Source organism: Gluconobacter sp. Dm-74 (assembly GCF_018256135.1).
In the GTDB taxonomy this organism is placed as follows: domain Bacteria; phylum Pseudomonadota; class Alphaproteobacteria; order Acetobacterales; family Acetobacteraceae; genus Gluconobacter; species Gluconobacter cadivus.
The window spans coordinates 53,711-69,273 of sequence record NZ_JAERLX010000008.1 but is presented as its reverse complement, the minus strand read 5'-3'; the positions used below and the strand labels follow the sequence as shown (position 1 = coordinate 69,273).

Genomic DNA, 15,563 nt, shown 5'->3' with positions numbered 1-15,563 from the left:
GACTTTATTTTCTGAAATAAGATCACGTTTGTTTTCGTTACCCCTCCCATCCCGGAATCCTCATGCAGCCTCCCTTCCCCGCTCCAGATGCCATTACCGTCAAAAACCTGCGGAAAACCTATACAGTCCGCGAAGGTGGAAGCTGGCGAGGGAAGACGCGCGAGATCGTGGCGTTGGACGGAATTTCCTTTTCCGTCCCCAAGGGCCAGATCGCCGGTTTCATCGGCCCGAACGGCGCAGGAAAATCGACAGCCATCAAAATCCTATCCGGAATCCTGCGTCCCACCTCGGGAGAGGTGCAGGTCAACGGGTTGGTGCCATGGACAAACCGTGTGGCCCATGTCGCGCGGATCGGGGTCGTTTTTGGCCAACGCACCCAGCTCTGGTGGGATCTGTCGGTCGGTGAAGGCCTTGCCCTCCTGCGCGACATTTATGGCGTCGAGCCCGAACGTTTTGCTCGCAACCGCGCCCGGCTGGCCGAGGCGCTCGATCTGGGAGCGATCATGGACCAGTCCGTCCGTCAGCTTTCGCTCGGGCAAAGAATGCGTGCCGAAATCGCTGCCTCCCTGATCCATGACCCCGACATTCTGATCCTCGACGAACCCACCATCGGTCTGGACGCACCGTCAAAACTCGCCGTCCGGGCATTTGTCCATGAACTCTGCCGGGACCGGGGCACGACCGTCCTGCTCACCACCCACGATATGCATGATATTGAAGCGCTGGCCGAACGCGTGATCGTCATCGGGCATGGGCGCATCCTCGCAGACAGCCCGTTCGAGGACCTACGCATGACAACCCTGTCCGAACGCATTCTCGAACTGGATTTCCACGGCACACCGCCCGAACTGGCGCTCCCGGCAGGCGCAGTCGAAACCGCCCGCGCGCCACACAGCCTCACCATCACGTTCGATCCGCGCCAGATCCCGGCCCCTGCCCTCGTCGCCCATGTCGGACATCTGTCCGGGCTGGACGATCTGAGGATCAGCCGCCCCTCGATCGACGAGATCATCACACGCTTTTATGCGGACCACGCCGCATGACGCTCCGCCCCTATCTCACGGCCTTCGGGCTGCAGTGGAAGATCGGTCTGCGATACCGTATCGCAGTCGTAGCCGGACTGATGGCGCAGATGTGGTTCGGCGCCGTGACATTAATGGCCTATGCCTCTGTCTATCACGCCGCCCCGGACGTTCAGGCCCCGCTCTCGCTGCGACAGGCCATGACCTACACCTGGATCCAGCAGTCTCTTTTCACCCTTCTGCCACTCGGCTGCCTGCCCGCCATCGGAGACGCCGCCAAAACAGGCGCGATCGTTTATGATCTGCTGCGTCCGGTCGATATGTGGAACTGGTGGCTGTCGGCCAGTCTCGCGCGTCTGCTGGGCAATGCTGTTCCCCGTGCAGTCCTGCTGGCCTGCGTAGCGGGTCCGCTGGCCATGCTGGTGGGCCTCGGCGCATGGAGCCTCGCGCCACCAGCGGGTATGGCTGCGGCCGCTCTGTCGCTGATCTCCATCACGCTCGGTGCACTGCTCTCGGCCACCATTGTCATGTGGTGGAATATCCTGACGGCCCGCACGCTCTCACCGCTCGGGAGCTACGCAGTCGGCACACCGCTGGCTGTCTTACTTTCTGGAATGCTCCTGCCGCTGCCGCTCTATCCCGACTGGATACGCTCCTTCCTGCTCGCACAGCCGTTTGCCGGAATTACCGACATTCCCATCCGCATCTATCTGGGCACGCCCATTCCAGGCGGCGTAGCAACCGGGCTGGGTCTTCAGCTTTTCTGGCTGACAACACTCACCCTTCTCGGACGCTTATGGATGCGCCAGACGGTCAACCGGCTGGAAGTTCAGGGGGCCTGACATGACACATACCCCTGCCCGCACGCTCAGCGCCCTTGGTCTCTACCGCCGCATGGCGGGCGCTTCGATCATCGCGCAACTCCGCTACCCCGGCACGTTTGCCATTCAGGCCATCGGGAATTTCATCACGACCCTGCTCGGCTTCTTCGGCATCTGGAGCCTGTTCAAACGCTTTGGCAGCATTGCGGGATGGGATATCGGCACGGTTGCCGTTCTTTATGGTCTGGTGAATGTGGCATTTGCCGTGGCCGAAACACTGGGGCGCGGCTTCGAGGTTTTTGGCGGCGAATATGTCCGCACCGGCAGCTTTGATCGCCTGCTCCTGCGGCCACGCTCAACCCTGATTCTGCTTCTGGGCCATGAACTGCGCCTGCGCCCCATAGGACGTTTCCTTCAGGGCGCGTTCGTTCTCATCGCCGGATTATGGCTTGCCCCGCACGTCCAGTGGAGCGCGGTTCTGGTTCTGCCGCTCGCCATCGCAGGGGGAGCGGCCATGTTCCTTGGTGTCCTGATCGGACAGGCCGCACTGTGCTTCATCACGGTCGAGGGATTGGAAGTCGTGAACGTCCTGACCTATGGCGGCGTCGAGGCCGGACAGTACCCGCTGACCATGTTCGGACGCTGGCTCCGGCGGTTTATCACCTTCGTCCTGCCGCTCGCTGCCGTCTGCTACTATCCCGCCCTGTTCAGCCTCAACCATCCCGACCCGCTGGGGGTGCCGACATGGATCGGCGCCTTGTCTCCGATTGCAGGCTTTGCCTTTCTGGGCGTCATGGTCCTGATCTGGCACCGGGCGGTTGCAGGATATGTTTCCAGCGGAAGCTGACGGCCGGGTTTAAGACCCAGTCCCCATCAGCGACACATGCGCGGCAATGATCTTCCATCCATCGGGCGTACGGAACCAGGTCTGGCTCTGACGCCCGATCTTCTCAGCCCCGATGCGCCGGAACTCCAGATCGACCGTCGCCACATCCTGCCCTACAGCCGTAATGACACGCCGCAGGACCTCCCGCGGCGGTGATCCTCCCGTCCGCGCCCGGCGGAAGGCCTGAACTTCCTCAAACCCGTAGAGGTTCTCGCCCACACCGTAACGAACTGTTTCTGCGCCGTCGTAAAAAAGCGCGTCCAGTTCGTGCAGGATATTCTCGCCCAGCGCCTTTTCATAGCGGTCGGACATCGCAGTCACGTCCGCAAGAACCTGAGGATCATTCAGCGCAGGAAAAGGATTCAGCGTCATCATTCGGTCTCCGACAGGACTTTCAGCAAGGTCTTCCATCACGAAAAAGACATAGCATTCCTTGAAAAAATCACCATCTCGTGAGTTTTCGAAACGTAACGAGATCTGTACCGTCTTTCGTAAATACTGATTCCTCTCTTCAAATCATAAAAAAATTTTAATGGATTTTGAAAAGTAAAAAAAACTCCATAAACCACGATTTAAAAGACGTTGTATTTCATCCCACCTATTGTCCCGGTTTCCCTTCCTTGCTCAAAATCTGTTGGGAACCGAGCTGAATGAATGCCATCGTCGTCACCGCGCTAAGGCGACCGCTCACCTTTGTCGTCCTGTCGATCATGATCGTGCTGCTTGGCGTGATGTCGATCTTCAAGACGCCGACCGATGTTTTTCCAAACATCAAGGTTCCGGTAGTCGCGGCAATCTGGACCTATCCGGGGCTTCTGCCTCAGGAATTTGCAGGCCGTATCACCTATAACTTCGAACTGGCCGTTACCACGACCGTTCAGAACATCGAGCACATGGAGTCCAGCTCCTATTACGGCCGCTCGATCGTCAATATCTATTTCCAGCCCGGAACATCGGTCGGTACCGCCGAAGCCGAAGTGTCGGCCATCGCACAGACCGTGCTGCTCGGGCTCCCGCCCAAAGTGCCGGCACCGATGATCGTGGCCTTGAATCCATCTCAGGTTCCGGTCATTGCGCTTCAGATGACGTCTGACAAACAGACACCGTCCGATCTCTTCAAGCTCGGTGTCATTCGCGTTCGTCCGCTTCTTGCTACGGTTCCCGGCGCCATCGTCGCCCATCCTTACGGCGGTATGGACAGCTTCGTCATGGTCTCCCTGGACCAGAAGCAGCTTCAGGCTCACCACCTCTCCGCCGCAGACGTTCAGGCTGCCCTGACCGCCCAGAATATTGTTCTGCCGGCAGGTGACCAGAAGATCGATGCAACCGACTGGATGGTCCAGACCAACGCCGCCCCGGAATCCATGGACGATATCGCCAATATTCCGGTCAAACGCGTTGGCAATGCGGTCATCTATGTGCGCGATGTGGCGTCGGTCTATCGCGGCGGACATCCCCAGACGAACCTCGTGCTGGTCAAAGGCCGCCAGGGCGTCGAGATGATCACGCAGAAGGGTGGCACGGCCTCCACACTCGATGTGGTCGCGGCGACCAAGGCCCTGCTTCCGCGCCTGAAAGCGATCCTGCCTCCTGACGTCCATATCTCCATCCTGTCCGACGCCTCCATCATGGTGAAGGATCAGATCAAGGATGTAGTTCAGGAAATGATCACTGCGTCGTTCCTGACCGGGATCGTGGTTCTGCTCTTCCTCGGCTCCTGGCGCTCGACAGTCATCATCGCGACTTCAATTCCGCTGGCCATTCTATGCTCGATCATCGCCCTTGGATGGGCCGGTCAGTCGATCAACGTCATGACGCTCGGCGGTCTGGCCCTCGCCGTCGGTATTCTCGTCGATGATGCTACGGTGATGATCGAGAACATCGACGTTCACCTTGAAATGGGCAAGGACCTCGAAACCGCCATTATTGATGCGGCAAACCAGATCGTCATCGCGACCTTCGTCTCCACGACCTGCATCTGCATCGTCTGGCTGCCGCTGTTCGAGCTGGATGGCGTCGCAGGCTATCTCTTCATGCCAATGGCGCTTGCCATCATGTTCGCGATGATCGCGTCCTTCATCCTATCGCGAACCCTCGTTCCGACCATGGCGAAGTACCTTCTCGCAGGCCATGTGCATCACCCCGTCGGCGCACCCGGCCCGGATGAAGACCCGCATGGTATTCATGACTCTGCGATCGACATCCCGAACCCGCACGCAACCCAGCGTCCGCCATCCGGCTTCTTCAGCCGCTTCCAGAAGGGCTTCGAGGCGCGCTTCACCAGCTTCCGTGAAGGATACAACACGATCCTCACACGCTGCGTGGAACGCCGTGGCGCCTTTGTCGGCATCTTCATGGTGCTCTCCATCGCATCCATGGGGCTGTATTTCGTCGCAGGCCGGGACTTCTTCCCCGAAGTGAAATCCGATGCCCTTCAGATGCACATGCGCGCACCGCTCGGAACGCGTATTGAAGTCGCAGGCCGCATCGCCGCCCTCGTAGACGATCGCATCAACCAGCTTCTGCCGGGCAAGGTCGAGAACATCATCTCGAACTGCGGCCTTCCTGAAGGACCGCATAACCAGGCCTTCATCCCGACCCCGTCCATCGGGACGCAGGATTGCGATCTGACGATCGCCCTGAAGAACGCTGAATCCCCAGTCTGGGATTACCGTGCCCTCCTGCGCAAGGATCTCTCCAAGCGCTTCCCGGGAACGGTCTTCACCTTCCAGCCTGCGGATCTGACGAACAAGATCCTGAACTTCGGCTCCGCCGCCCCCATCGACATCCAGCTTTCCGGCCCGGATGCCATGGAAAACTACAACTACGCCAAGCACCTGATCGGGCTGATCCGCCAGATTCCAGGCACGGCAGACGTGAACATCCAGCAGACGATGTCCACACCAACGCTGATGGTGAATGGCAACCGAACCTTCAGTCAGGCAACTGGCGTGACGGAAGCCGATCTTGCAACCAACGAACTGCTGACGCTTGCCGGTTCCGGCGTCGTCGATCCGCAGTTCTGGCTTGATCCGGTCGACAATGTCACCTTCCCGCTCAACGTCTACACGTCACAGGATCAGCTCACCCATCTCAATGACCTGTTGACCATCCCGGTCGACAAGGGAGACGGCGATCCCAACGACAAGACCCAGCTTCTGGGCGCCCTTGCCAATGTCGTGGCAGCCGGCACCCCGGGCGAAGTCTCGCACTACAACTCGATGTCCGAAATCGACATCTATGTGAACATCGAAGGCACCGATATGGGCTCCGTGCTGGACAAGGTGCGTCAGGTCGTCGCCCACGACGATCATAACAAGCCGACCTCCGCCGAAGTCGATATCCACGGTCAGGCCACAACGATGGCAAGCGCCTACAAGCAGCTCATCATCGGTCTCGCGATCTCGATCGTCCTGATCTATCTGCTGATCGTGGTGAACTTCCAGTCCTGGCTGGATCCGTTCATCATCATCACAGCCCTTCCGGGCGCACTCGGCGGCATCGCCTGGGCGCTGTTCCTCACGCAGACACGCCTGTCCGTCCCGGCCCTGACGGGTGCCATCATGTGCATGGGAACCGCAACTGCGAACTCCATCCTCGTGGTGTCCTTTGCCCGTGAACGCCTCGAAATCCACGGCGATGCGCTTAAAGCCGCTATCGAAGCCGGTTATGGCCGCATCCGCCCGGTCATCATGACCGCGCTGGCCATGGTCGTGGGCATGATCCCGATGGCGACATCGAACTCGACCAATGCGCCCCTCGGCCGCGCCGTGATCGGCGGCCTGATCGTCGCAACGATCTCGACCCTCCTCTTTGTTCCCTGCGTCTACGCAATCCTCCACAACCGCACATCGCGTCAGAAGGAAATCGCCTGATGGCTACCTCCCCCAAACTCATCGCCGCTGCGGGAGGGTGCCTCCTCGCGCTCTATGTCGGCTATATCGTCGTTGACCGTATCCATGTCTCTGCGGCCCTTGCAGCAGAGACGAAGGAAAACGCTCTGCCCGACGTTGCCGTCGTCAAGCCGATCCAGTCCCCCAAGAAGGTCGCCCTGACGCTGCCCGGCAACATCGATGCCTGGTATCAGGCGCCGATCTATCCGCAGGTCTCGGGCTATGTGAAGATGTGGTACAAGGACTACGGTGCCCGCGTGAAGCAGGGTGACGTTCTGGCCGAGATCAACGCCCCGGCACTGGACGCACAATATGCACAGGCGAAAGCCGATCTCGCGTCGATCATGGCAAAGTACAACCTGTCCAATGTCACGCTCCAGCGCTGGCAGGCCATGGGCCGTTCACAGTCCGTCTCGGGACAGTCCGTCTCCGTCGCGCAGGCCGACCAGCAGTCCGCCAAGGCGCAGGTCGAAGCTGCCGAACGCAATGTCGCACATTTTGAGGCGCTCGAACGCTTCAAAACGATCGTTGCCCCCTTCGATGGTATCGTGACCTCGCGTGACATCAATGTCGGCGACTACGTCCATGACGGTGGTGGCAACCTCAACGCCGCAGGCGCGGCCTCCGAGCTTTTCACCGTGGCTGACGTCCACAAGCTGCGTCTGTTCGTCTCCGTGCCGGAAGTCTTTCAGTATGTCCTTCAGCCGGACATCACAGCCGAAGTCACCGTCCCGCAGTTCAAAGACCGCAAATTCACGGCGAACTTCCTGACGACCGCGCGCGGCTATGATCCGAACACCCGCACCTCCACCACGGAGTTCGAGATGGACAATCCGAACGAAGTCCTGTGGCCGGGGACCTTCGCTTCGGTAGAGCTTAAGGCGAACAACGAAAACTCGCATCTCTACGAAGTTCCCACGAGTGCTCTGGTCTTTCAGGAAAAGGGCATGCAGCTCGCCGTGGTCCGCGACGACAACACGGTCCATTTCCAGAACGTGACGGTCGGACGCATGGCCGATACGGCAACGGAAATTCAGGCTGGCATCGGCCCCAACGACCGTGTGATCGCCAATCCGCCCGCAGATGTGCTCGAAGGCGACAAGGTCAACGTGACCGTGCCACAGCGCGGCTACAACCAGTCCGGCTTTGGAAAAGAGAACGAGTAAGATGATCCCATCCTTCTCCCGCCTCCGCCGCACCGGTCTGGTCTGCGGCACCGCCCTGTCGCTGCTCGGTCTGTCCGCGTGCGATCTGGCGCCCACCTACAAGGCTCCGAACCTTGTCGTCCCTGCCTCATGGCAGGGGCAGGCACCGTTTGCCGTGGCCACACCAGCTGATACAGCACTGCCCACCAACTGGTGGACCATGTTTCAGGACCCGCTGCTGAACGATCTTGAAGCCCGCGCCACCTCGGATAACGGCGACATCCAGGCCGCTGCCGAACGCTTCATTCAGGCGCGTGCCCTCGTCGTGGCCGCGCGTTCGGAACTGCTGCCGCATGTCAGCCTCGAAGCTGGTGCGTCGGACAACAAACAGTCCGCTGATCGCCTGTTCCGCAACGGTGCAACCCTGACCCAGACCGAAGAGGAATATGGCGGTCTGGCATCGTGGGAACCTGACTTCTGGTCATCCATCCGCAACCGCGTCCGCGAACAGAAACAGTTCGCCCAGCAGCGTGCGGCGGACTTCGCCATGGCACGCCTGAGCACGCAGGCCGAGCTTGCCCGCGACTACATCCAGCTCCGCGGCTATGACGCGCAGGATGCGATCTATGCGCAGTCCATCGGCTATTATGAGCGGGCCGTTCATATCACTGAAAATCAGGTCCAGAACCAGGCTGCTCCCCGCCTCGATCTGGCACGGGCACAGGCGCAGCTCTACACCACACAGGCGGCGCGTCTGGACATTCAGGCCGCAAGGCAGGTTACGGAACATGCCATCGCGGTGCTGACGAACAGTTCACCGTCGAGCTTCCACATCCCGGCCAGCCCGCAGTTCCATTTCGTCCAGCCGACGATCCCCACGGACGTGCCCTCCACCCTGCTCCAGCGTCGTCCGGACATCGCCTCCTCCGAGCGCGAGATGGCACAGGCCAATCGTGAAATCGGCATTGCGCGTGCGGCTTTCTATCCGCATATCGCCCTGCGCCTGAATGGTGGTTTCTCCGCCAATGGCTTCGATCTGGCCAATCTGGCCAACTCCTTGTGGACCTATGGCGCGACGCTCGACATGCCGCTCTTCGATGGTGGACTGCGCCGGGCGGAACTTCAGAGAACATGGTCGGCCTATCGGGAAACGCGCGACGACTATCGCATGAAAGTTCTGTCGGCCTTCCGCGAGGTGGAAGACGGGCTGTCCCTGACCGAACGTCTGACCAAGGAAAATGCAGCGCTGGAACAGGCTGTCAAAGCCAATCTCGCCACGCAGAACATGACCATGACGCTCTATCAGGGCGGCGTCGGAACCTATCTTGAGGCCATTTTCAGTCAGGAAAACACGCTGGAAAGCCGCATCCATCAGGTCGAGATCGCAACCCGCCTGTACCACGCGGACGTGGACCTGATCCGCAGCCTCGGCGGCGGCTGGACTGTCCGTGACCTGCCCACAATGGACCAGACCCTGTCCATTACGCCGTTGCAGTATGATAATCTGCATCACCCGAAACCCGTCGGGGACGTCACGACGTCCCAGCATCCAGAGCAGTTCGAAAACCTGACGACTGGTCTGCCAGCAACACGCTAAATAAATATTTGGTCCTGACCGATGTCATTCCGATCAGGACCAAACAGGGCATTGACCTTTTCGCAAGGAGCGATCCAATAAGCACTCAGGTTCTACCGGGCCTATGCTTTATCCCGTTCCCTGCCACGAGTAGGCTCTGCTTCATGCGTTACGTTCTTCTTTCCAGCGTTCTTCTGCTTGCATCCTGTTCTTCTGCTCCGTGGGTTACAGGCCATACTGACAGCAAATGCATCCGGGAGCAGATGGTGAGCGGGGCCAACGGCAATGCCCGCCCCTTCGCCGCTGCCGCAGAATTCTGTGCTGCTACCATTCGCAAAGAAAACAAGGGACATAGCCGGCCGCTGGACGTGCGTGACGACATGACCCTTCAGGCGATGGCGGAGAACCCGGATTACAATACGACCGGGCTTTCATTCGTCCCGCGCGATTCCAAAACGCGCATTCCTGGCGGAATCCGTAACATCAATATCGACTGATCCTGCGGACAGGCAGTTTCGTCTTGCCGCACCCCTTCACCGAGGAAAGTCTTTTCATGTTCAGCCACATCATGCTGGGTAGCAACGACATCGCCCGTTCCAAAGCATTCTATGATGCAACACTTGGCGTCATCGGCTGTACACCCGCCGAACCCGATGCAAAGGGTCGGCTTGTCTATGTCCATTCCGGCGGTCGTCTGATCATCACGAAGCCGCTGAACGGTGAACCGGCCACAGGCGCGAATGGCGGGACGGTTGGGTTTGCCATGAGCAGCCCCGAACAGGTGGACGCCTGGCACAAAGCTGGCGTCGAAAACGGTGGCGAGGCCATCGAAAAGCCGCCCGGCATTCGCCACACCGCGACCGGCGACCTCTACCTTGCCTATCTGCGCGATCCAGATGGCAACAAGCTCTGCGCCGTGCATCGGGTCGGCTGAGAAACCAATCCCGGCAGCGAGGTTGTCTGCCGGGCTGGCCTGCGGCATGAAAGGGGCCAACATGTCCCTTTCTTCCTGTCGGCAGGTTCCCAAGATGTCTCACCATACCCCCATTGGTCTCGAAAACGGCACAGAGCCTGTCACGGCACTGACCCATTCTGGCAATTTTCATGTCGACGAGACCATGGGTTATGTCATCCTGCATTACGCCCTTGCGCCGCAGGGAGATCTCCGTGCGCGTGTTCTCGAAGAAAAATCCGCCGATCGCCTGACCTTCATCCGGACGCGCAATCCGGACGTTATCAAATCAGCCGATATCGTTTTCGACGTCGGTGGCCTCTATGATCCGCCCCATGGCCGTTACGACCACCACATGAAGGACAAGCCCCTTCGTGAAGACGGCACGCCCTATAGCGCGGCTGGCCTCCTGTGGAAGGATTATGGTCGCCCGGCCATTCGCAATATCCTGAACACTCCGGCCGATGACGCCGCCGTGGACCTGATCTGGCAGAGCCTCGACAAATCCCTGATCCTGCCGATCGATCAGGATGACAATGGTGTGGTCAAGATGGGCAAGCTCTCGCTGGCGGACATCGTCTCGGCGTGCAGCCCGCCTTGGGATACGGCGGAGCTTTACGGCAAGCAAGAAGCCCGCGCACGGGAGTCCCTCGGTTTCGCCAATGCCGCCACAGCCGTCGCCTCGCATCTGGTCAATATCGTGGACCGCATCCGTGCCAGCCTCAAAGCGACAAACCGCGTGATTGCGGCTTATGAAAGCGCTGAAGACAAGCGCATTCTTGTTATGGAAACGGGCATGCCGACGGAAAAGGTCATTTTCGAGCGTGACCTGCCGGTTGTGTATGTCGTCTCTCCGGCAGGACCGGAGCAGTGGAACGTCAAGGCCGTTCCGCCCGTCCGTGGCGATTTCGGCCAGCGCGTTTCCCTGCCGGAAGCCTGGGGCGGTCTGGAGCGGGACAAGCTGGCCGCGGTTTCCGGTGTTTCTGACGCCGTCTTTGCCCATCCTGCCCGCTTCATTTGCGGCGCAACGAGCCGCGAGGGGGCCATCCGTATGGCCCAACTGGCTCTGCAGATCGCCGGGTTCTGAGACGAAACGTCTGAGTTCAGGGCCTTGATCTTCAAATAAATTTCTTCATCGGAAGTCGGTGTTGCCGCTAGGAAAGCTCCGAATTCCGGATTTTTCAGCGGCGGACCACTCTTTGATGACGAACCTCCCTTTGCGTCTTTCTGTTGTGGCGATTGGTCTATGCCTGACATGGCCTCTCGCCGCTCACGCAGCCGACACGGTCCCTCCGACCAGAACTCCAATTAAACATCTGGTCGTGATCTATCAGGAAAACGTCTCGTTCGATCACTATTTTGGAACATATCCAAAGGCTGCCAACCTTGCTGGCGAGCCTGAATTTCATCCCGCAATCGGGACACCGCGCGTCGATACGCTCGCTACGGCAGACCTGCTAAGGCATAATCCCAACACGATCCTGGCCAACGGCCGGGACGCTTCCCTCCCCTTCCGATTGGATCGCACACAGGCCGCCACTGCTGACCAGAACCATGGCTACACGGCCGAACAGCGAGCCTATGACCACGGACGGTCCGACCTGTTCCCACGCTATACAGGACGCGGACTGCCCGGCGGTGTTGGGGCGTTTGGCACCAGAGGCGAGGTCATGGGGTATTTCGACGGCAATACCGTCACGGCAATGTGGCGCTATGCACAACGTTTCGCCATGAGCGATGCGACCTATACGGACACATACGGCCCTTCCACGCCCGGTGCGTTGGAGGTCGTCTCCGGCCAGACCAACGGTCTGCAGATCAAAACCACGACCCAGAAGCCGTCAACACTGCATGCCGCATCGCCTTATGTCGGAGACGGACAAGGCGGCTGGACCATGATCAACGACATCGATCCCGCAGACGACGTGTGCTCCACGCCCAACAATCAGGTGCGGATGACCGGGCCGAATATCGGGGATCTGCTCAACAAGCATGGAATCACCTGGGGTGGCTTCATGGGAGGCTTCAACCTTTCACTCCACAATCCCGATGGCTCGACAGGGTGCCAGCGCCAAACGCTTTCCCCAACCGTGAGCCAGATCGTGGCGGACTACATCCCGCACCATAACTGGTTCCAGTATTACGCCAGCACGTCCAATCCGACACATGCACGGCCATCTTCCACAGCCTCGATCGGACACAGCATGCGCCCGGACAACGGCCAGCCGGACCCCGCCAACCACGAGTACGATCTTCAGGACTTTTTTGCTGCGACAAAAGCAGGAAACCTCCCCGCCGTTTCTTTTGTAAAAATGCCAGCCTGGCAAGACGCCCATGCGGGCTATTCGGACCCGCTGGATGAACAGAAGGGCGTGGTTGAACTCGTCAATTTCATTCAGACGCGTCCGGAATGGCGCGATACTGCCATTTTCATCGCTTACGATGATTCAGACGGGTGGTACGACCACGCCTTCGTCCCTCCCCGTCATGGCTCCGCAGATCCAGAAGTCGATCAGCTGGACGGACCGGGACATTGCGGAACCGCAGCGCGCCCTCAAGGGGTCGGCGGGGCTGAAGTGAATGGCCGGTGCGGACCGGGGACACGGATTCCCCTGCTGGTATTGTCGCCCTGGGCACGGACGAATTATGTCAGCCATACCTTCCTGACCCAGTCTTCCATTCCCCGTTTCATTGAAGACAACTGGCTTCAGGGCGACCGACTGGGCAAAGGCTCTTTTGATGCGGACGCGAATTCTCTCGAGGACCTGTTCGATTTCAGTCGCAAGCCCAGACTGGATCCGCTGTTTCTTGATGCAGGAACAGGCACCGTGAAATCGCAGCCGTGAAACGACAAAGGGACGCGATCACATCGCGTCCCTTTGTCGTCATGGCCGGAGCAGGAACGTTCCGGCCTCTGATGAAGAGGTCTCAGGCGAGAAGGTAGAACACCGTCGCCGCAACACAGACCGTCACGGGCAGTGTCAGCAGCCAGGCCATCACGATCTTGCTCAGCATCTTTTTGTTAATGCCGGAGCCCGCAGCCACCATCGTTCCGGCCACGCCGGATGTGATGATATGCGTCGTGGACACCGGAAGGCCGGTATAACCCGCCGTCATGATCAGGCCTGCACCCACGACTTCCGAAGCTGCACCCTGTGCAGGCGTCAGATGCGTCGTTCCAATACCTTCACCCAGCGTCCGGACGATGCGCTTGTAGCCGACCATCGTTCCGATCCCGAGGCAGAGTGCACTTAGCAAACGGACCCATCCCGGAGCGTATTCAACAGTCGGACGCAGTTCGGATGCGAGGCGGGAAGCCTGCTTCTTCTCGGCATCGGACGCAGCCGGATTGGCGGCAACGGACCGCAGGCCGGACAGAACCTGATATACGTCACCGCGCAGCTCAGCCGGAACCTGGGAAGGGCCGTCCGTCTGCGACAGGCGTTTGATCGACGTGATGGCATCTTCCTTGAAAGAATACCGGTCATATTGCGTTACCAGCGGCAGAGCCTGCTGTGCGTCCTGACGGATCTGCTGGATGCTGACAGGAGCAGCCGGGTTCAGCGCAAAGGTTGCGGGCATGATGCCGATGATCGTCAGCATGATCAGGCCGATACTCTTCTGACCGTCGTTGCTGCCATGTGAAAAGCTGACGAGCGTGCAGGTCAGAACCAGAACGCCACGTACGATCGGGTTCGGCTTCTGCTCGGGTGTCGGCGCCTTGTACATTTCCGGCATCTTCACGAGCGAGCGGATGAGGAAATACAGCAGGAGCGCGCCCACAAAACCCAGCAGAGGCGACACGGCCAGTGCACGAAGCACTTTCCAGATCTGGCTCCAGTCCACGCTATGTCCCAGTTCGCGGGCGTGAACGAAGGAGTCACCAATGGCAATGCCGACCAGTGAGCCGATCACGCAATGGGAGGAGGAGTTCGGGATCCCGAACCACCATGTCATCAGGTTCCAGGCCAAAGCGGTGCCGAAAAGGGCCACCAGCATCGGAACAGCCGGATTGCCGCTTGGAGGCGAAAGCACATCCGGCGGGAGAAGCTCCACCAGCGCATAAGCAACTGAAATACCGCCCAAAATCACGCCCAGCAGGTTCATCAACCCAGACCAGACCACTGCAACAGTCGGCTTGAGCGAATTGGTATAGATGACAGTTGCAACAGCATTGGCCGTGTCATGAAAGCCATTGGCAAATTCAAAGACGCAGACCAGAACAAAGCAGAGGCATAGCGCAACAAGCGATACTGCCGAGGAAGGGTCAAAGTGAAGCATAAATCCCGGATTCCGTTATTCTGCCTCCTGCCTTAATCCATTTAATAAATTTTTAGTTATGACGTTTCTGCTTTTCACAAAACCTTCATAGTCATAATCTGAAACACAACAATATACGGCCCTACTTTCAGCAGCAGAGTTCCAAGTCAGGGCACAAGGGCTTTCACCAGCGCCTTGAGGGCTTTCTGTGCGGCCTTCGACCCCCATTCCCGCAACAATTCACGCGCCTGTGGCTGCTTCGAGAGTGCTTCAGGCGTTTCCCGGATCGGCGGCATGCCGCTGACATGATCCTTGATGTCGGGCGGAAGTGCCGGGAAAGGATCAATATTCACTAACTGCGTCAGCATCGCCACGCTCGTAATACGGCAGGTTGGACGATGGGTGTTCAGACACACATACGCCCCCGTGCCATTGACTGCGGGATCGTAAATCGCCTTCCACGTCACGGCAGGAACCGGAATGCGGCCCGGCCCGATTGTCCGCACATCATCCGGATCGTAACCCGGCCCTGTCACAACGAAGATTTCGCCTTCCTGTCGCGCCCAGCCCCTGACAGCACTTTCAACGCCTTCCCACGGGCCACGATTCAGCTCTGCTGTCTGCGGGACGATATTGGACAGCAGGAATGATTCCTGCTGCGCCGTCAGGCCTGCTTCATCGCCACTGGGAGTCATATGCCCCCGGTCATAGCCTGACGCCCGGTAATCGCTCAGAGTAGCGCGCATACTGAGAGGAAGACGCTCATCAGCGAAAAAATTGCCCTGCCGCCGCGTGCGATCCGCAATTTCCAGATTTTCTTCCGTTAAATCCTCGGCTGACCAGAGCGGCCCTTTGGTCGCTTCCGAAACAAGAACGGCATATCCCGAATTACAGAGCTGAACCGTGCCGATCCGCGCCGTTTCCCTCAGAATGGCCGGAGGCTGCCCTTCTGCGAACAGGGACGGACATGTCTCCGCTCCGGCCGACATGGAAAACATCAGGGAGAGA

The 15,563-nt window shown here is 59.2% G+C and carries 13 protein-coding genes; 10 read left to right on the top strand and 3 right to left on the bottom strand.

The genetic code is table 11. The features are described from left to right. Window positions 1-62: 62 nt before the first annotated feature. The 3 genes from JK208_RS11620 to JK208_RS11610 are packed head-to-tail and all read left to right on the top strand — an operon-like array spanning window position 63 to window position 2,690. Window positions 63-1,043, top strand: a complete 981-nt coding sequence (locus tag JK208_RS11620; protein ID WP_211576318.1) for an ATP-binding cassette domain-containing protein — start codon at window positions 63-65, stop codon at window positions 1,041-1,043. Beyond that, the gene (locus tag JK208_RS11615; RefSeq protein ID WP_211576317.1) at window positions 1,040-1,864 is read left to right on the top strand and encodes an ABC transporter permease; all 825 of its coding nucleotides are present in this window, start codon (window positions 1,040-1,042) and stop codon (window positions 1,862-1,864) included. Before JK208_RS11620 ends, JK208_RS11615 begins: the two co-directional genes overlap by 4 nt. Window position 1,865: 1 nt before the next feature. Then, window positions 1,866-2,690: an ABC transporter permease gene (locus tag JK208_RS11610; RefSeq protein ID WP_211576316.1), complete on the top strand. Its 825-nt coding sequence runs from the start codon at window positions 1,866-1,868 to the stop codon at window positions 2,688-2,690. 9 nt (window positions 2,691-2,699) lie between these two features. Here the strand turns inward: JK208_RS11610 and hpxZ are convergent, their stop codons facing one another. After that, window positions 2,700-3,101, bottom strand: coding sequence for an oxalurate catabolism protein HpxZ (gene hpxZ, locus JK208_RS11605; RefSeq protein WP_211576376.1), 402 nt, complete (start codon window positions 3,099-3,101; stop codon window positions 2,700-2,702). Between the two features lie 278 nt (window positions 3,102-3,379). Here hpxZ and JK208_RS11600 point away from each other — a divergent pair, with 278 nt between their 5' ends. The 7 genes from JK208_RS11600 (at window position 3,380) to JK208_RS11570 (ending at window position 13,141) form a co-directional block, all read left to right on the top strand. After that, complete coding sequence (locus JK208_RS11600) at window positions 3,380-6,604, top strand: efflux RND transporter permease subunit (RefSeq protein ID WP_211576315.1); 3,225 nt, start codon at window positions 3,380-3,382, stop codon at window positions 6,602-6,604. After that, window positions 6,604-7,788: an efflux RND transporter periplasmic adaptor subunit gene (locus JK208_RS11595; RefSeq protein WP_194262881.1), complete on the top strand. Its 1,185-nt coding sequence runs from the start codon at window positions 6,604-6,606 to the stop codon at window positions 7,786-7,788. The genes JK208_RS11600 and JK208_RS11595 overlap by 1 nt, the downstream gene beginning before the upstream one ends. Window position 7,789: 1 nt before the next feature. Then, complete coding sequence (locus JK208_RS11590) at window positions 7,790-9,364, top strand: efflux transporter outer membrane subunit (RefSeq protein WP_194268783.1); 1,575 nt, start codon at window positions 7,790-7,792, stop codon at window positions 9,362-9,364. Window positions 9,365-9,507: 143 nt separating this feature from the next. Continuing rightward, window positions 9,508-9,840 (top strand): hypothetical protein, encoded by a 333-nt coding sequence (locus JK208_RS11585; protein ID WP_211576314.1) that lies wholly within the window; start codon window positions 9,508-9,510, stop codon window positions 9,838-9,840. 56 nt (window positions 9,841-9,896) lie between these two features. After that, entirely contained in the window at window positions 9,897-10,277 is a 381-nt protein-coding gene (locus JK208_RS11580; protein WP_211576313.1) for a VOC family protein, read from the top strand. A gap of 94 nt (window positions 10,278-10,371) precedes the next feature. Beyond that, window positions 10,372-11,382: an MYG1 family protein gene (locus JK208_RS11575; protein ID WP_211576375.1), complete on the top strand. Its 1,011-nt coding sequence runs from the start codon at window positions 10,372-10,374 to the stop codon at window positions 11,380-11,382. A 115-nt stretch (window positions 11,383-11,497) separates the two neighbouring features. Next, entirely contained in the window at window positions 11,498-13,141 is a 1,644-nt protein-coding gene (locus JK208_RS11570; protein ID WP_211576312.1) for a phospholipase C, read from the top strand. 82 nt (window positions 13,142-13,223) lie between these two features. Here the strand turns inward: JK208_RS11570 and JK208_RS11565 are convergent, their stop codons facing one another. Beyond that, window positions 13,224-14,576 carry an inorganic phosphate transporter gene (locus JK208_RS11565; RefSeq protein ID WP_211576311.1) on the bottom strand — a complete coding sequence of 451 codons (1,353 nt, stop codon included), beginning with the start codon at window positions 14,574-14,576 and terminating at the stop codon, window positions 13,224-13,226. 146 nt (window positions 14,577-14,722) lie between these two features. Further along, the gene (locus JK208_RS11560; protein ID WP_249202123.1) at window positions 14,723-15,544 is read right to left on the bottom strand and encodes a DNA/RNA non-specific endonuclease; all 822 of its coding nucleotides are present in this window, start codon (window positions 15,542-15,544) and stop codon (window positions 14,723-14,725) included. Between the last annotated feature and the right edge of the window lie 19 nt (window positions 15,545-15,563).